General features: G+C 57.5%; 17 protein-coding genes. 11 read left to right on the top strand and 6 right to left on the bottom strand.

Going from position 1 to position 23,238, the window contains the following annotated elements:
• A complete protein-coding gene (locus ABIE59_RS14345) occupies positions 1-735 on the bottom strand; it encodes a DUF1190 domain-containing protein (protein WP_354447935.1) in 735 nt (244 codons plus the stop codon).
• A gap of 163 nt (positions 736-898) precedes the next feature.
• Between ABIE59_RS14345 and ABIE59_RS14340 the strand changes: the two genes are divergently transcribed.
• Positions 899-2,062 carry a glutathionylspermidine synthase family protein gene (locus ABIE59_RS14340; protein ID WP_354447933.1) on the top strand — a complete coding sequence of 388 codons (1,164 nt, stop codon included), beginning with the start codon at positions 899-901 and terminating at the stop codon, positions 2,060-2,062.
• A gap of 9 nt (positions 2,063-2,071) precedes the next feature.
• Here ABIE59_RS14340 and ABIE59_RS14335 read toward each other — a convergent pair whose 3' ends face one another.
• Genes ABIE59_RS14335 through ABIE59_RS14325 form a run of 3 tightly spaced genes read right to left on the bottom strand, consistent with a single transcriptional unit; the run spans position 2,072 to position 3,554 of the window.
• Entirely contained in the window at positions 2,072-2,395 is a 324-nt protein-coding gene (locus ABIE59_RS14335) for a hypothetical protein (protein WP_354447931.1), read from the bottom strand.
• Between the two features lie 44 nt (positions 2,396-2,439).
• A complete protein-coding gene (locus tag ABIE59_RS14330) occupies positions 2,440-3,135 on the bottom strand; it encodes a PspA/IM30 family protein (protein ID WP_354447929.1) in 696 nt (231 codons plus the stop codon).
• Positions 3,136-3,149: 14 nt separating this feature from the next.
• Positions 3,150-3,554, bottom strand: coding sequence for a YjfI family protein (locus ABIE59_RS14325; protein ID WP_058091627.1), 405 nt, complete (start codon positions 3,552-3,554; stop codon positions 3,150-3,152).
• 206 nt (positions 3,555-3,760) lie between these two features.
• Between ABIE59_RS14325 and ABIE59_RS14320 the strand changes: the two genes are divergently transcribed.
• The 4 genes from ABIE59_RS14320 (at position 3,761) to ABIE59_RS14305 (ending at position 13,428) form a co-directional block, all read left to right on the top strand.
• Positions 3,761-4,387 (top strand): hypothetical protein, encoded by a 627-nt coding sequence (locus ABIE59_RS14320; protein ID WP_342631385.1) that lies wholly within the window; start codon positions 3,761-3,763, stop codon positions 4,385-4,387.
• Between the two features lie 43 nt (positions 4,388-4,430).
• The gene (locus ABIE59_RS14315) at positions 4,431-6,434 is read left to right on the top strand and encodes a flotillin family protein (RefSeq protein WP_354447927.1); all 2,004 of its coding nucleotides are present in this window, start codon (positions 4,431-4,433) and stop codon (positions 6,432-6,434) included.
• 78 nt (positions 6,435-6,512) lie between these two features.
• Positions 6,513-11,777, top strand: a complete 5,265-nt coding sequence (locus ABIE59_RS14310; RefSeq protein WP_354447925.1) for a DNA repair ATPase — start codon at positions 6,513-6,515, stop codon at positions 11,775-11,777.
• A 34-nt stretch (positions 11,778-11,811) separates the two neighbouring features.
• On the top strand, positions 11,812-13,428 hold the full coding sequence (locus ABIE59_RS14305; RefSeq protein WP_354447923.1) for a hypothetical protein: 1,617 nt from the start codon (positions 11,812-11,814) through the stop codon (positions 13,426-13,428).
• A gap of 267 nt (positions 13,429-13,695) precedes the next feature.
• Here ABIE59_RS14305 and ABIE59_RS14300 read toward each other — a convergent pair whose 3' ends face one another.
• Positions 13,696-17,403 (bottom strand): ankyrin repeat domain-containing protein, encoded by a 3,708-nt coding sequence (locus tag ABIE59_RS14300; protein ID WP_354447921.1) that lies wholly within the window; start codon positions 17,401-17,403, stop codon positions 13,696-13,698.
• Between the two features lie 257 nt (positions 17,404-17,660).
• Here ABIE59_RS14300 and ABIE59_RS14295 point away from each other — a divergent pair, with 257 nt between their 5' ends.
• The 4 genes from ABIE59_RS14295 to ABIE59_RS14280 all read left to right on the top strand — a co-directional run bounded on the left by ABIE59_RS14295 (position 17,661) and on the right by ABIE59_RS14280 (position 21,153).
• On the top strand, positions 17,661-18,128 hold the full coding sequence (locus ABIE59_RS14295) for a hypothetical protein (protein WP_354447919.1): 468 nt from the start codon (positions 17,661-17,663) through the stop codon (positions 18,126-18,128).
• Between the two features lie 212 nt (positions 18,129-18,340).
• Positions 18,341-19,660: a glycerophosphodiester phosphodiesterase family protein gene (locus ABIE59_RS14290; RefSeq protein ID WP_354447917.1), complete on the top strand. Its 1,320-nt coding sequence runs from the start codon at positions 18,341-18,343 to the stop codon at positions 19,658-19,660.
• 113 nt (positions 19,661-19,773) lie between these two features.
• Positions 19,774-20,211 (top strand): YtoQ family protein, encoded by a 438-nt coding sequence (locus ABIE59_RS14285; protein WP_354447915.1) that lies wholly within the window; start codon positions 19,774-19,776, stop codon positions 20,209-20,211.
• 51 nt (positions 20,212-20,262) lie between these two features.
• A complete protein-coding gene (locus ABIE59_RS14280) occupies positions 20,263-21,153 on the top strand; it encodes a DNA ligase (protein ID WP_354447913.1) in 891 nt (296 codons plus the stop codon).
• Here ABIE59_RS14280 and ABIE59_RS14275 read toward each other — a convergent pair.
• The gene (locus tag ABIE59_RS14275; RefSeq protein ID WP_354447911.1) at positions 21,150-21,749 is read right to left on the bottom strand and encodes an ATP-dependent zinc protease family protein; all 600 of its coding nucleotides are present in this window, start codon (positions 21,747-21,749) and stop codon (positions 21,150-21,152) included. The genes ABIE59_RS14280 and ABIE59_RS14275 overlap by 4 nt on opposite strands.
• A gap of 233 nt (positions 21,750-21,982) precedes the next feature.
• On the opposite strand from ABIE59_RS14275, the gene ABIE59_RS14270 reads away from it, so the two are divergent.
• Together ABIE59_RS14270 and ABIE59_RS14265 are read left to right on the top strand one after the other, a co-directional pair.
• Positions 21,983-22,894 carry an esterase/lipase family protein gene (locus ABIE59_RS14270; protein WP_354447909.1) on the top strand — a complete coding sequence of 304 codons (912 nt, stop codon included), beginning with the start codon at positions 21,983-21,985 and terminating at the stop codon, positions 22,892-22,894.
• The gene (locus tag ABIE59_RS14265) at positions 22,891-23,193 is read left to right on the top strand and encodes a hypothetical protein (protein ID WP_354447907.1); all 303 of its coding nucleotides are present in this window, start codon (positions 22,891-22,893) and stop codon (positions 23,191-23,193) included. Before ABIE59_RS14270 ends, ABIE59_RS14265 begins: the two co-directional genes overlap by 4 nt.
• Positions 23,194-23,238 lie beyond the last annotated feature (45 nt).

Here is a 23,238-nt window from a genome sequence, read left to right as displayed (position 1 = left end):
TCAGCTCCTTGCAGCCTGCATGGTTTGCCTGGCGGTGGAGCCAAAGCCGCCACGCTGGCTGGTGCCGGTGAAGGTTCTGCTGGTGCTGGCTGCCAGTTGGCTTTTGGTGCGTGTTACGGGATCACGAAGATTCTGGTTGCCAAGGTACTGGCCGTTGGCCATCACATAGTGCCAGAGGAAGGGCGTGTGGCTGCGATAAGTCGAGCCCTGGCCTTCATCACCACTGCTGCTAAGGGTCTCGTCGGAAATGCTGTACACCGGCTGCAATTGCCTGTCATCCAGAGTTTCCGGCGCGGGCTTGGTTCCCTCATAGGTGCCATCAAGGATGGATTGATCGACCAGAAAGGCCGAAAAGGGAGGGCGATAGTGGCCATCTGCTTTGCGCTCGCAGATGGAGAGATCGTCAATACTGCACCAGCCATTTTCACACGAATTGTTGACGGTTACGTGAGCAAAGTCCGACTCACATTGGTGGCGAGAGGTGTACTTTGGGGCGAGTGACGGATGCCGGTTTGCTGCCTCTGCGTTCAGTGTCTCGCAATAGTCCTGCGCGCCTGGCAAGGCGGTCTGGCATGCCTGCAGGTCGCGAAAAACCCGGACCTCCGAATGCAGTGGGTCCAGGCCAAGCACGACGAAGGGCGTAGCACCCATCAGCACCAGCGTTGCGGTCTGGGAGCGTTTCTGACGACGGGTACGGGTTGGCAGTATGGCGTTTGCCTCGTCCTGAGTGGCCATGGAGTGTCCTTCTCCTGTATGCAGTTTGGGCGGGAATTTATAGCAAGCGAAAGGAAAGGTCAATCCGGTTGGATTTGGCGACTTTCCCGGGTGTGGAAATACCGGTAGACTCCCGCGCTTCAGGAAAGTATTGGACTGGCCCGCCTCAGGAGAAGGACACTCCATGGAACGCATACAAATGGCTCCCCGCCCCGATTGGTGCTCTCAGGCGGAATCCTATGGATTCCATTTTCATACCCTGGAGGGCGAACCCTATTGGGATGAAACCGCCTGTTATCGGTTTACGCTTGCCGAGATTGAAGACGGTATTGAGTCACCCACCGAGGAACTTCACGCAATGTGCCTCGATCTGGTGGGTGAGGTGGTCTCAAGCGAGCGCTTGATGGATCAATTGGCGATACCCGAGAAAGCTTGGGACCTGGTAGCTGAAAGCTGGAAGTTCTCTGAACCGTCACTCTATGGGCGAATGGACTTCTCATTCGATGGCACCGGGCCTGCGAAGTTCTACGAATACAACGCTGACACCCCAACCTCTCTCTATGAAATCGGGTTCTTCCAATGGTTGTGGCTTGAACAACAGATTGAGCGAGGGCAGCTGCCGGCAGGCGCCGATCAGTTCAATCGTTTGCAGGAGGCCCTGATCGAGCGGTTGGCAATGATTGGTCGTGCAGGGCAGTCGTTTCACCTGGCCTGCTGCCGGGACCATCCCGAGGATGCCGGTACCATTGAGTATCTTGCCGACTGCGCGGATCAGGCTGGGCTCAGTCCCAAGACCCTGTTTATTGATGAGATTGGCCTTGGAGAGCGTCAGCGCTTTGTTGGCCTTGATGATGAGCCTGTTGATCAATTGTTCAAGCTATACCCTTGGGAGTGGATGTGGCAGGAATCTTTTTCCGATTATGTGGGTGCCAGTGGCACCCAGTTTGTCGAACCGCCATGGAAGCTGATCCTGTCGAACAAAGGTATCCTGCCTTTGTTGTGGGAGCGCCATGAGGGCCATCCGAATCTTTTGCCAGCCTGGTTTGAAAGCGATAAGCGATGTGATCCGGGCCTCGAACGATGGGTTCGCAAGCCGTTGTTCTCCAGAGAAGGTGCAAACATTGCGATTGAAACCGGCGCCGGAGTGGAGGCTCAGGTTGAGGGGCCATATGGCGATGGGCCAACCATCATTCAGGGTTGGTGTCCGCCTCCCCGTTTCTCCGGGCACTATTGCCTAATCGGGAGCTGGGTTGTGGGTAACGAGGCTGTCGGGATGGGTATCCGTGAAGACAATACCGCGATCACGCGTGACACGTCGCGGTTCGTCCCGCATTTCATAGACGGCTGACGAGCGCCGCTATCCCGCCAGGTAGTTGCTCGCAAACGCCTGCAATTCCCCCGCCACCCGCTGCCGAATCGCGGCGCGGTCGTTGGGATCAAGCCCGTACTTCTTTGCCAGTACATCAAAATCCTCATCCCGCAGGGTGATGGTCAGCCGGGGCCTGGCGCGATTCTTACGGTAGGGCAGCTGCAGGACTTTGCGCACCATATCAGCGGTGGTCATGTCCTGCAGGGCGGCAGACACCCGGAAGGCGCGCTGGATGTCGTTGGAGAGATCAAAGGCCAGTTGTACCGCCTGAACCGCTTGTTCTTCTTTTGACCAGTCCGGTTTCTTTGCCATTGGCTTAGCCTGGATAGGCGCCCCCGTGTTGGGGGCGCAAAGTGTTACTGAGCCTGGTTGCCTTTCAGGCGGGCAAGGACATCGTTTACCGCGTCTTGCTCGCTATCAATGCCGGCGGCTTTGAGCTTTTCATCGAGGTCTGCCCCGGTGAGTTCTTTCTCAAGCGTAGCGCTGGCGGTTTGCCGGTCTTCTTCCCGGGCCTGGCGATCGCGGATTCGCTCCAGCGTTTCCTTGGCAGTGCTCAGGGACGACTGGTTGCTGTTGATATTGGTGTCGATCTGGGCGGTGGTGCGCAGTACTCGCTCGTTGGTTTTCACCACCTGCAGTTCCCGGCGGTAGTCGGCCAGCTGCTTTTCTGCCCGCTGTGCGCGCTCTTTCAGGCCGCTGATGCGCTGTTGCAGCAATTCGCGGGTCTGGGTCAGTTCCCCGGCGCGGCGTTCGTGGCCCACAATGCGTTCTGCCACTTCCCGGGCCAGGTCTTCCTGGCCGGCGGCCAATGCCTTGCTGGCGTCCTGTTCGCGTTTGCTGGCGCTGTCCTGCTCAACGCGGATCTGCCGGGCCAGCGATGCGGATTCGGCCATCAGGGCAGCCAGTTCCTGCTTGGCCTGTTTCAGTTCCTGTTCGGCGTCTCGCAGTTCCTGCTCCAGAATGCGGTTGCCCTGGCCATCCACAACGGCTTCACCCAGTTCGTTAACGCCACCGCGCATGGCGGTCAGAATTTTCTTCAGTACGGTTCTCATGGTTCAGCCCTCACTCAAGCCAGGTAGTCTTCAAAAGTCTGTAACAGGTCGATGGCATTCTCGGCAAGCGTGACCAGTTCCTGCATGATTTCGGTCGTGCCGGAGGTGGGGCTCAAGGCGCCATACACCACGTAATGATCGCCGGTTCTTCCCAGCGCGCTGAGGGGCATGGGTACGCTCAGCCGGAGCATGTTTTCATGCAGTTCGTTCAGGCGTTCCGGATTCAGTTCCTGTTCGTCAAAAAGGTACGCAAGGCACAGAATCTGGGTGTCGGTTACGGTAACGTACACCGGCGTTTCTTCAGCGCCGGAAACGACCACTTGCAGTACCGGCTCGTCACCGGCTACGGGCATCACATCAAAGGTACGGCCTGCATGGGTAGCATCACCCAAGGCCAGGGTGAGGGATTGAGTGTCCACGAATAGCTCCTTCCTGTGGCATTGAATCGGTTCGGCCGATCCGGACGAACCTTGTCCTGTCGCTTGACATTTTATGTCAATAAGCCGAGTCTATACTCCGCAATTAAATATTTGCAAGAAATAGTTTGTTTGCGTTATAAACAACGCCTAATTGTTGACATGAACTGTCACCCCTTGGATTTACCGGAACGGATGTCTGGTCGCGTATGGAAACATTCTTCGCAGTTGCGTTCTCCTTCCCGACGGTGGTTTTCTCCGTACTGCTTTGCGTGGCCATTATTTACTGGCTGATTTCCCTTTCTGGTATGGGCGATGTTGATGCCGAGGGTGATCTTGATGTTGCCGGTGATTTCAGTGGCCTGATGGTGACTCTTGGCTTGCAAGGCGTGCCCCTGCCGCTGGTGCTCACCCTGTTGTTCCTGGCTGGCTGGTTGACCAGTTATTTCATTGATCTTGCCTTGGGCGCATTGGTGCCGTCGGGCATTCTGCACTGGTTGTACGCGCTGGCGGTGCTGTTCACAGCCCTGGTTGCCGGCCTGTTGGTCACGTCCATTGTCGTTCGTCCCCTTCGGCCCCTGTTTCGCCGTGCCTATCTGCCGCCTCTGCAAAAACGCATTATCGGAACACCCTGCGTGGTGATTTCCTCCTCGGTTTCTGAAACATCCGGGCGGGCAGAAGCCCATCTGGACGGTGCCCACCTGGTGTTGCAGGTGCGTAGCCATTCCCCGTTGTCCCATCGGGAGCGGGCCATCCTCATTGAACATATTCCGGATGCCAACGCCTGGTGGGTGGTGCCGGAAGCTGAATTTCTGTCCGGCGGCTCCGCCGGTTAACCCTGCACAAGCGTCCTTCCAATCAGCTCAGGAGAAAGCGTAAATGGATTTATCTTGGATCATCCCGGTCTTCATGACTGTCGGCGTTCTGGTCTTGTTGATACTGGGCATTCTGGCCCTGTTCAAGGCTTTCTATCGCAAGGTTGATCAGGGGCAAGCCCTGATCGTGAACGATCTGTCGCCCACCCCCAAGGTGTACTTCACCGGCGCCATGGTTCTGCCGGTTATTCACCGTTCCGAGACCATGAAAATCTCGGTGATTACCCTGGAGCTGAACCGTACCGGCAAGGAAGGGTTGATCTGCAAGGACAACCTGCGGGCGGATATCACCGTTGCTTTCTACCTGCGGGTAAACGAAACCGCAGAAGATGTCTTGCGGGTTGCCAAATCGGTTGGGGTTGGCCGTGCCTCTGACCGCGATGCGGTCAACGAACTGTTCAATGCCAAGTTCAGTGAAGCGCTGAAAACCGTTGGTAAGAAAATGGAGTTCATGCAGCTGTTCGAGGAGCGGCAGCGGTTCCGGGATTCCATTGTTGAGACCATCGGCGAAGATCTGAATGGCTACATCCTCGAAGACGTGGCAATCGATTACCTGGAGCAAACACCGAAAACCTCTTTGGATCCAAACAACATTCTGGATTCCGAGGGTATCAAGCGGATCACTGAAATCACTGCGCTGCACAACGTAGAAACCAACCGCTTGGAGCGTGACCAGGAGCTGGAAATCCAGCGCAAGAATGTGTCCGCTCGTGAGGCTTCTCTGGAGCTGGAACGTAGTCAGGCGGATGCCGAAGCCCGCCAGCGCCGCGAAATCGAGACGTTGCAGGCCCGCGAAACCTCGGAAACCGAGCAGGTTCGTGAGCAGGAGCGCGCCCGCGCTGAAGCGGCTCGCATCAAGACCGATGAAGAGCTGGCCATTGCCGAAGAAAACAAACAGCGCCAGATCGAGATGGCCATGAAGGCCCGTGAGCGTGCGGTGCAGATTGAGGAAGTGCGCATTCGCCAGGCCCGTGAGCTGGAAGATGTAAACCGTGAGCGTGCGGTGGAAATCGAGCGCATCGGCATGGAAAAAGCGCTGGAAGAAGAGCGCAAGGAAATTGCCGACATCACCAGCCAGCGTATTGCGGTTGAGCGAAACGTGGCGGAAGAGGAAGAGAACATCAAGGATGTTCGTAACCGTTCCGAAGCTGAGCGTTTGAAGGTGAAGAAAGTGGTTGCGGCCGAAGCCGACGCCGAAGAGCTGAAGCTGATGGATGTGAAGGCTGCGGAAGCAGCGTTTGAACGTTCCAAGCTGGAAGCCGAGCAGGTGCGTGTTAAAGCACAGGCAGATATGGACGCGGCCGAGAAGAAATCGGTGGCGGATGAGAAGCTGGCCCGTGGTCGTCAGGCGATGGCAGCGGCCGATGGCCTGGCCGATGCCCAGGTCAAGGAAGCTCAGGCAACCGCGATCCGTGCGGATGGTCTGGCCCGTGCTGAAGTTAAATCGGCCACCGCGAAGGCTGACGAAGAAGCCGGCCTGGCCGAAGTACGCGTGCTGGAGCAACGCCTTGAAACCGAAGCCATGGGCGAAGAGAAACTGGGTCTGGCCAAAGCGGATGCCCGTAAAGCCATGGTACTGGCGGATGCGGAAGGCGAGCAGCGCATGGGTCTGGCCAAGGCCGATGCCCGCGAAGCCATGGCCAAGGCCGAAGCATCTGGCCTGGTCGAGAAGCTCAAAGCCTACGACAACATGTCTGAAGAGGCACGTCACTTTGAAGAGTTCCGCATGAACCTGGAAGTTCATGAGAAGGAAGTGATGGCGCAGATCGAAGCCCAGAAAACCGGCCTGCTGGAAAATGGTCGCGTGATGGCGGCGGCTCTGAAAGACGCCAAGTTTGAAATGATTGGCGGCGACGGCGGCATCTTCGAGAAGTTTGCCCAGGGGCTGGGTTACGGCAAAAGTGTGCAGGGCGTTCTGGATAAGTCGCCCTCGCTGCAGGCAGCCCTGGCCGGCATCGCCGGACGGGTTTCCGGTGAGAAGTCCAGCCGGACTTCGGAAACCGCCTGAAGCTCCAGTGACCGCCGGACTTAGCTTCGGCGGTCACTGTTCCCTTTCAGATTTCCCTTCAGTTCAGGATGATTTGGTATGTCGACGGATCGCACCGGCCTTGAGAGCATTGTTCAGGAAGGCTCTGCCTTCGAAACCATCCAGCGGCGGCTGAAAGAGCAGGGCGGACAGCTCCGGGAGCAGGTGTCCGGGTTGAACCAGGCTCGGGAGGAGGTTTTCGGCAGTGCCGGCATGAACGTACTTGGCCGGGCCCGGGTCAGAACCGAAAACAATGCCATCGCACGGGATGTGGTTCGTCTCGGTGACAAGCTGCTGTTCGGCTTCAACCTTCAGCTTGGATTGCGCAAGTCCCTGGCGGTTGAGGATGTGTTCCGGCTGTACCACCTGAATGACGGCGACAGCGGTTTCGAAATGACCGAAGCCGCCATCGAAGGCTCCTTTCTGACCGATGCCCGCTTCGCCACAGACTTCCGGGAACTGCAGCAGTATTACAACACCGCCACCCTGTCTCAGCTTGTCATCCTCAAGGGCATGCTGCTGATGGCGTTCCGTATTGGTGACAAGCTGGACGACCTGAGAGTATTCCGCTGGGAGCTTAAGCCCGATGGCAACGTAAACCGATACGTGGATAACCGGGGTGAGCGCGACCTGACCTTCCCGGACCGTTTCAGCTTCCCCTGGAAAACCGTTGGCCGTGACAGCCAGGTACAGGGCCGTTCGCCGCATCTGAACATTGCCGACACCCTGTTTGTCGACAACCTGAGGGGCAACATCACCTTCAAGGTGGAGAACAACACCGCCACTGGCGAGGGCATCTATCAGGACGCCGTGGAGTCTGACTCCCAGTCGCTGGACGACGCCAGCTTCGACTACGCCGACCTTGGCGAGATTCTGCTGGTGCGGATTCTGCCGTTCAATGAAAAGCACTGGCGCTACTACCTGTTCAATCGCACCCAGCGCAAGGTTGAACGGGTGGATGCCATGGCCGGTTCGGTGGCGTCGTTGCCGGACAATCACGGCCTCATTTTCCCCTCCGGCTATTACCTTACTACCGGTGAACTGAAAACCTTCCAGATTCCGGATGGCGATTTCCGGCTCAAGCGCACGCTGCGCTCACCGAACGGTGAGGACATGCTGTATGTGTTCTACGAGCAACTGACCGGGCAGGTGATACTGTTCCGCTACAACCTGATTCGGAAACAGGCGGATGTGCCCCTGATTGGCCATGGCTTCGCACTGTTCGAAAACGGCCATCTGGTGGTTTTCAACGCCGATAACGAGCCAACTCTGGTGCACCCGCTGCAGGTATGGGAAACCCCGTTTACCTCCGAGAGCTTCCATGCCCAGGCCAGCGTGGCAAACGATTCGGAACTGGCGCGGATCGGTAACCCGGAACTGGTTCGGGGCATCGCCGAGTTGAATACCGTGGTGACCCTGGTGGACTCCTCCAGCGCCAGTGAGCGCCACTTCACCAGCCTGATTCGCACCGTTGACCGTGTGCTCGACCAGTTCTTCTGGCTGTCTGGCAGGCAGGAGGAGGCTCTGTTCGCCGGCCTTCATCAGCACCTGACAACCATCCGTGGCACCGCGGAACTGGTACTGGATGAGTATGAGAAAGTTCAGAGCATCCGGGCCCAGACGGAAACTGCCATTAACGACGTGGCTGAGGCTCAGGGCATTTTGATGCGAGACCTGAAGCCGGACAGCTGGAAAGCCCCGGATCAGTTCGTCAGTTACCTGGCCCGCCTGCGCGAACATCGGGGGCGGGTGCGCACCCTGAATGATCGGCGGTATGCCGATAAAGCCCGTATCGAAACGCTGGAAAGCGATCTGGCCGACGCTGAAGAGCGGCTGACGGAGCGAACCTTCCGTTTTCTGGCCTCACCGGAGGCGCTGGATGGATACCGCAAGACCCTGACCGAATTGCAAACAGATCTTGCCGAGGCTGACACCCGGGACGCCCTGCGCAAGATCGTGGATCGCTACCGGGAGCTGACCTCCGGGCTGGATATGATTCAGGGCATGCTGGCGTCCATGGCCGGTGACGATGCCGCCCTGGAAACCGCCATCACCGATAACATCTCCGGCATCTACGCCACCATCAACCAGCAGCGCTCGGAAGCGGAACTGCGCCTGAAAGAGCAGGGCAGTGCCGAGGCCCGGGCCCAGTTTGCCGCCCGGCTGCGGTTGTTTGAGCAGAGCCTGGCCAACGGCGTGAGTTCCCTGACCGATGTGCGGGAATGCGATGGCCTGATGACCCGGATGCTGGACCAGCTGCAGGAACTGGAAAGCCAGTTTGGCGAATACGATGAGTTTCTGGCCGCCATTCTGGAGCAGCGTGAGAATGCTCACGAAAGCATTGAAGCCCGGCGCCAGCAACTGCAGGATCAGCAGCAGCGCCGGGTAACGACACTCACCGATGCCGCCGAACGCATACTCCGGAACGTCACCCGTCGGACCGAGCGTTTCGCCAGCCCGGAAGAACTGCACGCCTTCTTCGCCTCCGACGCCATGGTGGCGCGCCTGCGCAGCATGGCCAAAGAGCTGCGGGAGCTGGGCGCGGCCATGGAAGCGGATGATTGCCTGGGGCAGCTCAAGGCCGCCCAGGACACCGCGCTCAGAAGTGTTCGTGATAAAGCCGATATCTTTGAAGATGGCGGCGCCGTGATCCGTTTGGGCAAGCACCGGTTCAGCGTTAACCAGCAGGAGCTGGACCTGACGCTGATCCCGCGAGACGACCACGTGCTGCTGCACCTGACCGGCACCCAGTATTATGAACGCCTGGACGAGCCAGAGCTGGACCGCCTGCGGGGCTACTGGAACATGAGCCAGCCGTCGGAGTCGGACAAGGTTTACCGGGCCGAGTATCTTGCGGCCCTGGTGATCGAGGAATTCCGGCAGGCGTCTGATCTGCCCGTCAACGTGGCCGACCTGGATGAGCTGACCGACTACATCCGCAAATTCGCCTCCCCCCGCTACCGTGAGGGCTATGAAAAAGGCATTCACGACCACGATGCGGCCCTGATCGTCAGTACCCTCTGGCCGGCTATCCAGAGCGCCGGATTGCTTCGATTCAGCCCCAAGGCCCGGGCCCTGGCGATGCTGTACTGGGCCGAGGTGGCCCGGCAGGATCTGGCAGCGCAACAGTTGCGTTCACGCTGCCTGTCTGCCGGCATTCTCAGCCGGATGATGCAGTCGAACGAATTGTTGTACTCCCTGGAGCAGGAACTTGCTCCGCAGATGTCGGAGTTTGTCACCCATCATCAGCTGGCGCTGGTGGAAAAAGGCAGTGCTGAGCGTACCCTGATTGAGTCGGCGGCCCGGTATTTAGTGCAGCAGCTGGCGGAGGAAACCGAGCAGTTTGATATTACCCGTTATGCGGGTGAGCTGGCAGCCGGTTTCACCGAATCCCTGAAGCGGGATAACCAGTTTGCGCAGTATCAGCAAGCGCTGGAGGTGGTGAGCGGCCAGCCGGCGGCTCGCTGGACCATTGCCCAGCATTGGCTGAAGGCCTGGATGAGCAAAACCGACCAGCAACACCTGATGCATTACCTGCCGGAAGTGGTGGCCGTCCTCAATGTGGGCGATGCCATCAAAACGGGCGTTCGCAGCGTTGAGTTGGCCTTTCATGTCGAAGGCCTGCTGGGCCAGCACAGTCGCATAAACGAGCGCACCCTGAGCCTGCAGCTGGACGAGTTCGATGAGCGCCTGCGCTACCACCGCCAGGAAATCATTCCCGGCTGGCAGCAATTGCAGGAAGTTCGCCACAAAGTCCTGGAGCGCTGGCGTGACCAGCTGCGCCTTGAGGAGTTCCGGCCCCGGCCGCTGTCGTCTTTTGTGCGCAATAAACTGATCAGCGAAAGCTACCTGCCGATCATCGGCGACAACCTGGCCAAGCAGATGGGTACCGCCGGTGAAGACCGGCGCACAGACCAGTCCGGCCTGTTGATGATGATTTCGCCGCCCGGCTACGGCAAGACCACCCTGATGGAATACGTGGCAAACCGCCTTGGCCTGATCTTCATGAAGATCAACTGCCCGAGCCTGGGCCACGATGTTACCTCCCTGGACCCGGAGAAAGCGCCGCACTCCACCGCCGAGGCGGAGTTGATCAAGCTCAACCTGGCCCTGGAAATGGGCAATAACGTGATGCTGTATCTGGATGATATCCAGCACACCCATCCGGAGTTCCTGCAGAAGTTCATCTCCCTGTGTGACGGCACCCGGCGCATTGAGGGGGTCTGGCGTGGCCGCACCCGCACCTATGATATGCGCGGTAAACGTTTCTGCGTGGTCATGGCCGGTAACCCCTACACCGAGAGCGGTGAAGTGTTCAAAGTGCCCGACATGCTCGCCAACCGGGCCGATATCTACAACCTGGGCGATGTGCTCTCCGGCATGGAACACGCCTTTGCGCTGTCCTACATCGAGAACAGCCTGAGCTCCAATCCGGTACTGGCGCCCCTGGCCACCCGGGGCATGTCGGATTTCTATCGCTTTGCCGACCTGGCCGAGGGCAAAGCCGTGGCCGATTCCGACTTCGAACACGACTACAGTGCTGCCGAGCGGGATGAAATCGTCTCCCTGCTGAAGAAAATGATCCGGGTGCGGGAAACCGTACTGCGAGTGAACCAGGCCTACATTGCCTCCAGTGCCCAGGCCGAGGCCTATCGCACCGAGCCGACGTTCAAGCTGCAGGGCAGTTACCGGAACATGAACAAGCTGGCAGAAAAGCTGTCGCCGATCATGAGCGAGGATGAACTGGAAGCCCTGATTGATGACCACTACCAGGGTGAATCCCAGTTGCTGACCCAGGGCGCGGAAGAAAATCTGCTGAAACTCAAACAGATGCGCGGCACCCTGAGCGAGGCAGAAGCCGCCCGCTGGCAGTCCATCTGCGAAGAATACCGCCGCCGCCAACAGGCTGGCGGTGACGAAGAAACCGGCGTAAAAGTGGTGCGCCAGCTGGGCCTGATTTCCGAGCACATGCAGCAGTTGGGACAGCAATTGGTCGCCGGAATGGACAGCCGAAGGGAGTCCGAACCGGATCTCGACAAGGCCCTGAGCCAGTTGTCCCGCTCCCTGGAAGCCGGCCTCACCGAAGGCCTGCAATCGGTGCAACTGAATCCGGCGGTTACCGTCAATCTGGACAGCCCGCCCCAGGTGGGCGATGCCCTGATGGCGTTTGCCCGTATCTTCGAGGAATCCATTGTGCCGCTGGTGAAAACCATGGATGGCAAGCTGGACCTGGATCTGAAAACCCAGCAGGAAATGAGCCGGGTGTTGAGGGTTATACGGGATCTTCAGGACAGATTGCTGACGCAGGATCGAGCTCAAAGCTAAGCCGTTAATAATGCAAGCAAGGATGTAACCCACCATGATCAAGGAAGATTTGGCAGTGCCCACAGCGGCAGAGTTTTTAGAGACACTCAACAGCGGTGACCACCTGAAGCTTATTCGGGAATGGAGCGATGTGGTGTTTCACACTGTATTCGTCAAGAAACATTCTGGACTTGAATTGCCAATGCTCTATCCGGTTGACGAGCACCAGAGCTTTCTGGCGAGCCCGGATGCCAATGAAGTTCAAGAGGCATTGGAAGGCTTTGCCCTTCCGGACGATGCCGATGTTTTCGTTAAAGCTGAACCGTTACGAGAGCTGGCCAGAAACGCCCATATGTTGGGAGCCTGGCTGAACTGGCTGGGTGCCGAAATCATCATGAACAGTTCACTCATGGAACTGTTGGGGATGAAAGCTCTGGTGACTGTGGACGGTGGGCAAGAGAAATTATATCAGGCAAAGGTTTATGCTTCCCCTGCACTGAACAAGACGGGCCCCTCGGCCAACGCAAGCGCCCAAATCTGGAGCATTAGCCAGGTCGTTGGCGGGTCCGACATTCAGCGCTCCCAAGAAGTCATGATTTATGATGACAGCAAATCTATTGCGTTCGCAGAGAATGGAGGCGCAATTCTCTCCTCACGCAAATTAAGCCAGTTGACGGCGGATGAAGCAGCGCTCTTCGACAAATGGGCGGCGCCAGTATATGACTTTGAGGCGTTAACCCAGGGTGAAGAGATGGGGAGCGACTCTCTTATTCAGGACACTTACGTTCCCCACCCCTCATTGCTTGACGATGCGTTACTGAATTCATTCCGTGAACTTGAGCGGGCGATAAACAATGAGATCATGCCTGATGCAAGCCGCCTTCATCTGGAGGTTAGCAAAGACCAGGTTTTCGCCGAAATGGAAGAGTCGGGAGATGACAGCCTGGATCGCGTTGAGGGCCGGAAGTTCTGCATTCTTTTTGAGGATCACCCCGAATGGTGCCTGTTGCTCGGTGGCGATGGCCTGGCACTGACCGATTTCTCCGATGAGGTCTGGCTACCGAGCTCAACTGGTCGCCATGAGATGCCGGAGCCCTTGCGCCTGAAAGTGGTTCGGGCCATTGCCTGGACGTTATTCTGGAAGGGGCGGGAGCCTGGTACGCGGGCGTCGCTCATTCTTGGGCAGTTTGCGTGCCTGAAACCTTTTCGCCCGGACAATCTGAACAGGATCTTTCATCCGCCTCTGGATGACACCCGGTTCCCGGTGCTGGCTTCTATGCCTTGTGGCGTACAACCGATACCTGTGCTGGTGCACGGTGAGATACCCGAAGGTTACGTGGTTGAAGCACTGGAGGATCTGAAAGTTCAGGCATCAGATCTTCCCCGGGGAACACTGCGCCGAGACAACATACTGGTGAATGACGCGGTTCATTTTGGCTCGATGTGCGGCCCTATTGTGGTGCCACAGACTGCCGTGGAATTCCCGGATGAGTGGTACACAAGCACTCGAACGTCCAACACCCAGCTAATTTCCGATTTAAAGTTCTTCCTGCAGAGCCAGCCCCGGAGGAAGTCTGTGCCGGGTAAGGATCTTGATAGCCCAGGTGCTGTGATCGGCATCTGCGTTGGCTTCATGGCCTTTTTGTTATTACTGGTTGTCATGCTTGGTTGATACCGGGCTGACCCGAAACTGACGTATGCAGCCAGAGGGCCAGCTTCTCGCGCCGCAGGGTGTCATAACGTCGGAATGCCACAGATACCAATCGGCCCTGCGGTTCGCCAACTACCAAATTCCCAAGGCCGAAAAAGGTGTTTACCAGTCTGCCGATGCCAAGGGGTATCGGAACCGCTACTAAGTGACGGATAAGGAGGTTGTTTTCACGTCGTGGAAGACGCAACACGAGGCCAGTGAAGAGCGGTCTCGAGTTTTCACAGCGGGCTAGAACGCAACACCACGCTGCAACAAGTGCTCTCTCGCCCATTCACTACCATGTTCCCAGGCCAGATCGAGGTGCCCCTGCCGCTGTTCCGTAGTGAGCTCGAACGTACCTTCCAGATAGAGAACAATATCTTTGGGGGCGAATTTGTATGCAGCCGGGAGTACGCTGAAGGGAGGTGCGCCGAGGAGCGGGTTTTCGCTCGCTCCCGCGTTGACAAGCATTTCGACTATCTCAAGATTTCCACTAACAACCGCGTCGCGTAACGCATTGGATGACATCTGCTCGCTGAACCCATCGGGGTGGGCGCCGTGGTTCAGCAGCTGTTTCACCAAAGATTCTGATTTATTGAGCACAGCAAGTTTTAGCGGGAATCGATGGTCTTGGTTGTAGACATTTGGACGTGCTCCCATTGAGAGCAATGCTTCTACCATGTCTTCCCGGTCGGCTTTGACGGCGGTCATGAGAGGGGTGTTCCCTTTGAAATCCCGGGCATTAAGGTCGTATATCGCGGGATGCAGGGCTCGAAGAGTCTCAATCTTGCCGGTGTGTGCTGCGACATGGAGCGTTTGCGGTGTCACGGTGGCACCGTTTTTCAGTAGGGATTCAATGGCCTCAGTGTCACTCTGGAGAACAGCTGCGTCCAGAAGCGTCAGTCGGCTAACGGGATCCTCTTCGGTTAAATTTTCTTGATCAACGGTCGCCAACACGCTGTACCCTTCCTGGAGGTATCTCCAAACAGGAGGTGTGGGTTCGTCGGCATTTGTGATCAGGCGGCGGAGGCGGTCCAGAAGCGGAAAAGACTGCCTGTTTTGTTGATCTTGGTGGAGCAGGCGGACAAGTGCGATACGATGCCCCCACTCGATGTCGTCTCCAAGAACCTCTGTTGCCTCCTGAACCGGTGATGAGCCGGAATAATCTCTGTCGCCAAGATCCGCGCCGCTGCGAACCAGCGCGTTGATCAAAGACAGGTTTTTTCCCGAACGAATGAGCGGATTCAATACGTCTGCCAGGGGTTCATCCAGAGCTGCGCGTCCTTGCTGTTGGAGCCATGAAACCAGCTGGTCTTCAGACATAACCTGGGACAGTGGCTCCAGGCTGGCAATAAGGAACTCGGCTCTTTTACCAGAATCTATGGAATTGAGCAGCGTTTCAGCCAGTTCCGGCCTCTGGGACAGCAGTGCAAATTGGTAGGTCGCGCTGTACTGACGCATAAACAGGCTTGGCCGCAACACCGCACCCTTCTGGATCAGTAACTCAAACGCTGGGAGATTGTTGTACCGTGCGGCCATGGATATAAGGGGTTCTCCGGCAAAGGTATCGTTTGGGTCAAGGGATTGTTCCAGAAGCGACTCGTACCAGTTGCGGTTTTGCTGTGCGAGGGCGACCATGAAATAGGCGGCCTCGGGTTTTTCTTCATAGTGCCCGGAATCCAACGCTTCAAACTCACTGCTCAGGTAACTCATCAGTCTTTCCTGACCGTAGAGTGCCGCAAGGGTAGCGAGGTTGTCGGAATGGCGGGCGTCGGCTTTGGCGAGAAGCAGCGCGACAGGCTCGTTTAGGCGAGCGGCATAATCCAGGGGGAATTTCCGTGCATCGTCTTCCGGGTAGACTCCCTCGCTCAGCTCGATGGCCCTGGCTGCAAGTGCTGGGGTGCCATACGCACCAATGAGATGGAAAGGGGTTCGGCCCCGTTTGTCTTTCTTGAGCAGCACCTCAGAATTAAGTAGTAAGTATGCTGCATCAAATTGCCCGGCGCGTATTGCAAGGTGGGCAGGCGTTTCCCCTTGATCGTTGGTTTGGGTAAGGTCGGCCCCCTGTTCTATCAATGCCTTCAGTGTTTCAAGATCGTTTGTTTTCACAGCCGTCAGCAAGGGTGAGGGTTCAGTTTCGAGTGCAGTCACTACCCGTTCAGGATGGCCCGAACTTTCCAGGTTTTTTTGCGCAAGCTCCAGAATTGTGCCCTCGGGAGCTTTTACGGCAGACGGATCGCCGCCCGCCTGCAAAAGCGCCATGAGTATCACAAGCTTTCGATCCCGAACCGCCCGGACAATGGCATTGCGATAGCCGTCCCCTGTACCGTTTGGGTTAGCACCATGTTTCAGTAGAGGAGCAAGCATTGCCGCATCACCGTCGTCGATAACGCTTAGTACAGCTTCAGACAGGCAGTCTTTGTTATCGGCGTGCGTTTCCGCGAGCAACGCAATGGCTGGCAATGAATCCTGCCGGATTGCCACATCAAAAGCGGAACGACACCGGCGCCTTGGCGCCCTGACGCCGGCAGTCACAAGGTCCACCAAAAGATCGACGTTGTCATAGCGAACGGCTTCTATAAGAGCGTAGGTCAGAAGGTCTGCGCGTCGATTGGTAAACGACAGAACCTTGTCAGTCCACCCGGCTGCTGCGAAGTATTCCAGCTGCTCATAGTAATTGTCGTCTCCCAGAACGGCATCCGGATGCCATAACTGTTTGGCAAGATCTGTGTTTCCCGTCTTGGCCGCGACCATAAATGGGGACGGCTCGCGGTCGTCGATCTGCTGTAACGGCGGGTTCTGTTTTAAAGCCCACTGCACCAGGGAAGGGTTGTCCTGTCGCAGGCCTGTGCGCAGAACCTGAGTGATCGGGATACCTTGTGACACTACGAGTGGAGCAAGTTCCAGCATCTCGCCGCCGTGGCTAGCAATCTGATTCAGTAGCCAGCCTGGGCTGATCACTCTCCGGTTGACCAGATACGCAAGGTCCTCGAAATCATAATTGATCAGGACAGCGTTGCCCTCTCGGGGATAAAACGCCAGATTGTCTTTCTCTTGCTCCAATGAGTCGTACAGCATTTTTGCTAGCGTCGCGGAACCATACTTTACGGCGAGCCTGACGTCCTGCACGTCGACAGACTGCCAGTGATTCAGGAACTCGCCAACGGCTTCTGCTTGATTGAACCGAATGGCGATTTTCAGCGGGGTCCATTTTTTGAAGCATTGGTTCGATAGAGCCGCCCGGTGGGCGAGTTGGAGCAGTCTTTTCAGTGTGGGTAAGTGGCCGGATGCAGCCGCCCAGTGCAGGGCGTTGCACTCCGCCTGATTTAGATCCTGTCTCAGGAGACTCTCAGGAACCCGTCCTGGCTGCCCGATGAATGACCACCAGGCCGCAGGTGAAATGCCTGGCGGCGGCATGCCATCCCCTTGTTTTTGCCAGTGGGTCATTAACGTGCGGAGAACAAGGATATTATCAGCCAGCTCAAACGCTGTACCTGACAGCGAGTTGATGAGTGGGTCGGCGCCTGCTTCCAACAGGAAAGTGACGGTTTCGGAAGCGCCATACCGCGCGGCTTTATGCAGTGCGGTTGGATGGTTAACCGTCTTTTGAAGGTTTGGATCGATACCTGATGTCAGGAGCCATTGGACAACGTTAACCTTGTTGGAAGACGAGGCGGAGTGAAGCGTGCTATCTCCGAAGCTGTCGAACTGGCTGAAATCGACTCCGAGATTATGCAGATATTCCAGGATTTCAAGCTGCCCCTGTTTCGCCGCGGTGTTGGCAAACCCTGCCCACTTTGCATTCTCCGGGTTGATGTTATTGCCTTGAAGCCGAACCCAGAGCTTTAGATCATCCAGCTGGCTATTTTTTGCCATGACGTGTGGGGCTTGACTAGTAGCCAGAGGGCTCCACCCGAGCAGGAGCGATAGCAGGCAGAACGCCCAGAGCAGCTTCATTCAGGAATCTCCGTTTCCTTGGGGGGCAGTGCATCCTTGTGAGATCAGCGCGGAGCGTAACAAACTCGAACGTTATAGTCAGCCTCCCTCTGGTGTTTCTCCGTCCAAGGCTCTGAAGACCATGTTAAGCGCCTGGCGCCTGGCGCCTATCGCCGGGATGCAATCCCAGTGCAGGAGCCCCTCTCACCTGGTTTCTGGAACGCAATCCAGAATTCATTGTTAAAGATCTGGGCTGTGTTTTTGTCCGCCCCACCGGCATGGTTAAGTTCCGTAAGTGGCGAGAAGAGACCTTCGAAGCACCGTTTATCGAGTTCGATCCCTATATCTCGTTTCATGTGAATCCGAAGGCCCCCGTCAGCTACAAGTTGCTTCTGCGTCATCGCTATACCGGTTGGCAAACGACCGTCGCTCAGGTGGCGGATGTCCACAAAGTGGAGCTGTATGCGCACTGGGATGAACTACAGCGGTATATGGACGTTAGCCAGCCCTTACCCGACGTTCCCGCGTTGGAAAAGTACCGTCACCTGGACCCCACAACAGCCGAGTACGATGCGGCAGGCAAGCGGGGAAGGCCATCGGACTATTGGGCGACTCTGGATCTGACTTGGTGGGAAAACGACGGCTATCCGGCCCAACTGAAGGCTATTCGGGAATTCCCATGGTCGACACTGGAGGATCGGATGGAGAAAAGCGTTCCCAATCTGGCCGAGGCAGCCATGGTGTAATACTGGCAATATCTAGCCGTAATTCAGTAAAAAGGTCGCCCACTCTGTTATGAGGAACGGATCTGTTGCGTTGGATCGATCTGCCAGTTTGAGGATGCCCTCGGGAAGTACCCGAGAGGTTGTGCCGCCCTGGTCAAAAAACCTTCATGCACCGGTAACCCTGTTTGTGAACACTGGCTCCGCAGTATCATTCATTTAACAAGGAGCTGGTTATGAAGTTACTCACGTTGGCGGGCATCGTGTTGTGCTCGATCTCTATCGCCGTCGCCCACGCCGGGCCGAAGAATCAGGATGGGCAGAACTGGTTGCCGCCGGGCCTTGCCAAGTGGCAGGAGTCATCGGATTGGGGTAAGCACCACCACGGGAAGTTCAAGGGGCAGGAATCGGTGCAGCTTGGGCCGCGCCCGTTCTGGCTGGTACAGGATATGGACGAGGGACCGTTGAAGGAGCGGCTTCAGTCCTGCAGTGCCCGTCCGTTCAAATCCTCGGACTTCTCCATTGGTCATCGAGGCGCGCCGCTGCAGTTCCCGGAACATACACGGGAATCCTACATTGCGGCGGCCAAAATGGGAGCGGGCATTGTCGAATGTGACGTAGCCTTTACCAAGGACCGGGAGCTGGTTTGCCGCCATGCCCAGAACGATCTACACACCACCACCAACATCGTTACCATTCCTGAGCTGAACGCCAAATGCACGCAGCCCTTCGTGCCGGCCGATCCGGCTTCCGGCGCGCCTGCGCAGGCCGAATGCCGTACCAGTGACATCACACTTGCGGAGTTCAAAACCCTGAAGGGCAAGATGGATGCCTACAACTCGGAGGCAACTACGCCGGAGGAATACCTTGGCGGGACGGCCGACTGGCGGACGGACCTCTACACCGCCCGCGGCACTCTGGTCAGTCATCGTGAAAGCATTGAGCTGTTCAAGGCGCTGGGGGTCAAGTTCACTCCGGAGCTGAAGTTCCCGGTGGTGGATATGCCGTTTGAGGGCGATTACAGTCAGCAGGATTATGCCCGCCAGATGATCCAGGATTACATTGATGCCGGCGTGCCTCCGAGAGACGTTTGGCCGCAATCCTTCAATCTGGGCGATGTGCTCTACTGGGTTAACGAAACACCCCGCTTTGGCAAGCAAGCGGTGTTCCTTGATCAGGAACCGATTACCCCAGACAACACGTCCCTGGCCTTCATGGAGAACCTGAAAGCCCGTGGTGTGAATATCCTGGCGCCCGCAATCTGGAAAATGCTGACATTGGATGGCCATGGCGAGATTGTGCCTTCCGAGTATGCGGAGAATGCCCGCGCGGCGGGACTGGATATGATCGCTTGGACGGTTGAACGGAGCGGTCCGCTGGCCACCGGTGGTGGTTGGTATTATCAGACCGTCACAGACGCCATCAATAACGACGGCGATGTGTTCAACGTGATTGATGTGCTGGCCCGGGATGTTGGCGTAATCGGGATATTCTCCGACTGGCCAGCGACCACGACCTATTATGCAAACTGCATGAACCTGAACAGCGGTCGGTAGGCTGAGCAACGGTGGGTCAGGGTGTGTGAAGCGCGCTGACCTGCCGTGAACCTGCGCCTTCTTTGGCGTATGATCTCCACCTCAACTTTTGACGAGCCCCACAGGAGCCCACCATGATCTGGACTGTTTATTTATCTGGCGAAATCCACACCGACTGGCGTGAGCAGATTGCTGCGGGTGCCGAGGCGGCGGGCCTGCCGGTTGAGTTCACCTCTGCCAACACCGACCACGAATCCAGCGATGCGGCCGGCGATTTTTTGGGCAAGCCAGAAAGCAACTTCTGGCGGGATCACCAGTCTTCCAAGGTGAACGCCATTCGTACCAAGACCCTGCTGGAGCAGTGCGACCTGGCGGTGATCCGTTTTGGCGACAGGTACAAACAGTGGAACGCGGCCTTCGACGCCGGCTACTGTGCCGCCATGGGCACCCCTTATATCACCCTGCATGATGAAGACATCGTGCACCCGCTCAAGGAAGTGGACGCTGCCGCCATGGCCTGGGCACAAACGCCGGAGCAGGTGGTTGAGTTGCTGAAGTATGTAACGGCCTGAGCCAGCGTTTTTTGTAATACCTTCAACAGGATGTAAAAAGGGCAAAGGAACATGCCACTCTTCAATACTGGCGGTGTCAGGGCAATAGTCCTGGCACTCAGCTTTTTCTGTTTTTCGTTACTTGTCGCCCATTCCGGTCAGGCAAATGCCCGGCCACCGGCCATTCCCCTGGCCAATGTCTATCATCCGGATGTAAACCTTCAGGAATACTGGGTTAGCGAAAAGCTCGACGGTGTCCGCGCCTATTGGGATGGCTCACAGTTATGGTCACGGGGCGGACATGTGTATCAGGCGCCGGCCTGGTTCACCGAACGGTTCCCCGAGCATCCTCTGGACGGTGAGCTTTGGAGCGGTCGTGGGCGCTTTGCTGAACTGTCCGGAGTGGTGCGCAAGGCGCATCCGGTGCAGCAGGAATGGCGCCAGGTACGTTACCATGTGTTTGACCTGCCCGTTCCTGAAGTTATGTTCGAGCAGCGTTATCGTCGGTTGGAACAACTGGTCGAAGACTCGGGTTCCCCCTATCTGAAGCTGGTGGAGCAACACCCGGTTGCAAGCCATGACGAACTGAAAGCACAGCTTGAAGCGATGGTGTCAGCCGGTGCGGAAGGGTTGATGCTGAAGCGAAGAAACAGCCTGTATCGGGCGGGTCGTTCAGACGATCTGCTCAAGGTGAAAACCCATGAGGACGCCGAAGCCCGGGTGGTTGGCCACCTGCCGGGCAAGGGCAAGTATGAGGGGATGATGGGGGCGTTGAAAGTTGAGCTGGAGGATGGCCGGCGGTTTCGCATCGGGACCGGGTTTACCGATAACGACAGGGCGAATCCGCCGGCGATTGGCTCGATGATTACCTTCCGCTACCGTGGTCTGACCGCCACCGGCTTGCCAAGGTTTGCCAGCTTTCTAAGGATCCGGAATGATGAGCCGGTGCCGCAGGTCGATTAGGGCGAGATAGCCTTGCTGCTCTGAGCCAGCTCTTCCAGGGTGCTGTACTCGCACTCCAGTTCAGTCATGAAGGTGCGGCCGGAGTCGGTCAGGATGTTGTCATCCCGCAGCAGTCGGCGGCCCAGAAGTACCGGGTACGAAAATTTACCCCGGTCGGTGAGGGAGAACTGGGTTTCATGGACCTTGCCGCCGAGGCAGAAGTCCATTTCGACCACGTAGCGCCGCTGTGAGGGGGCGCCTTTGCGTTTAATCAGTACGGTGCGATAGACCGGTCGCTCAAATTCCAGAATCACTTCGTCATGCTTCAGCTCACCCTCGCTGGGCTGGTCTTCGTGGTCACCCAGAGGCAGCTGAAAGCGCACCCACTCCTCGTTGTCCTTCTCGAAAGGTTCCACGTTTACAGCATGCAGAGACGAGGTCTTTGCGCCGGTATCCAGGCGTGCCTTTAACCGGATGCCGGTCTCGCCCATCACCACCCACTCCACAAAGCCCATCACTTCCGGCTCCGCCGATGCTTGTTGCTGAGTCTCGGCCGTGGCCGGGCTGGCAGAGAACAAGAGGCTGGTCAGGGTCAGGGCGATGACAGCAGATCGCATGGGATGCTTCCTTTGGCTGGTCAGTGTGAAAGATGGAGCGGCACGGGCCGGTCTGTTTCTAGGCAATTCCAGCAAGGCTATCAGGTTCGGTCGCCTGTAGCCCTTTCGGGCAGATTAACAAACCGTGAGCCTGTCTCGCCGGATTTGCTCCGGGGCCACCATTCTGGCCCGAAAATGGCCAGTGTAATGCACCGCAAAGGGCGTACACTGAATAGATACACGGGAGACTAACCATGGTGTCTGTTCCTTCCGCTGGGCGAGTCCAGCAACACATTTCGGCCATTGCCAGCGGCTTTCTGGGTGATTGGCTGGAGCACCGGGGCAATCCGCTGGCGGTGCCGATGACGGTGTTTGCCGATGGCGAAGCGCTGGATCTGAAGAATCCCCAGCCCGCAGCGCCGGGCAGTGTGCTTTGCCTTTCTATCCATGGTTTGATGGAGCTGGAATCGGTTTGGGACTTTCCAGCCAAGCCCGATGAACACTATGGTACCCACCTCGCCAACAGGTTGGGCGATACGTCCGCCCTCAAACTCCGTTTCAATACCGGCCGGCCCATTTACCGTAACGGCCAGGACCTTGCCGCATTGTTGGAGCGGCTGGTAACCAACTGGCCGGTGCCGGTCAAGCGACTTGTTCTGATCGGCCACAGCATGGGCGGATTGCTGATTCGCAGTGCCTGTCATTACGGGGCTGCGAATGATCACCGCTGGGCCAGCCTGAACCCGGATTGTGTGTACATCGGCTCCCCCCACGACGGCTCCTGGTTGGCGGTTGGCGCCCACAAAGCGGCAGGCTGGCTGAATCGGGTGCCCCGGGATTACCTGAAAGTGGTGGGCGAGGTGATTGACCTTCGCAGCGAGGGTATCCGCAACTTGTCCCGGGGGGATGTGTTTGAACCGGGAACCTCGGATCAACCGCTGTTGCAGAGTGCACGGCATTACGTGATCAGCGGACTGCTCGCCAAGGGCGAACAGCACCCTGTGAACGTTCTGTTTGGCGATGCCCTGGTGCACCAATCCAGCGCCCGTGGTGAACGCCGTGAAGGCTGGGAACTGGCGGGCATCGCCAATTTTCCCGGTGTTGACCATATTCGCCTGGCCCATCACCCCTTGGTGAGTCAGCAATTGCAGGAGTGGCTGTCATGAAAGGACCGGATAACAATACCCACTGGTGGCTGGGTGTGGCGGAGCTGGTGGCCCAGGGCATGCATCACGGCGCGGTGAAGTTGAAGCGTGTGCACCTTTCCATTGCCGACGAGAGTTTTCGGGTGCTGGACGCCATTCCGGTCACTCGGCCCGGCAGCCGGCTTGTTCGGGTGTGCCACCATGGTATCGCCAGAGTCAGTTACGACAGCGTGTCGCTGGCCGGTCGTGTGGTTGCCGAAGGGGCGGCGTCTGCCGGTGCCCGTTTGGCAATGTGTCGGCAAGATACCACTGAAAAATGAGCCAATGCTCTTGGTGGCACAGGCTCCAGTCGGCACGCCTCTCGT

It is taken from the genome of Marinobacter sp. MBR-99, from assembly GCF_040547575.1.
Classification (GTDB): domain Bacteria; phylum Pseudomonadota; class Gammaproteobacteria; order Pseudomonadales; family Oleiphilaceae; genus Marinobacter.
The sequence above is the reverse complement of the archived record's forward strand: the minus strand, read 5'-3'. Positions and strand labels throughout refer to the sequence as shown.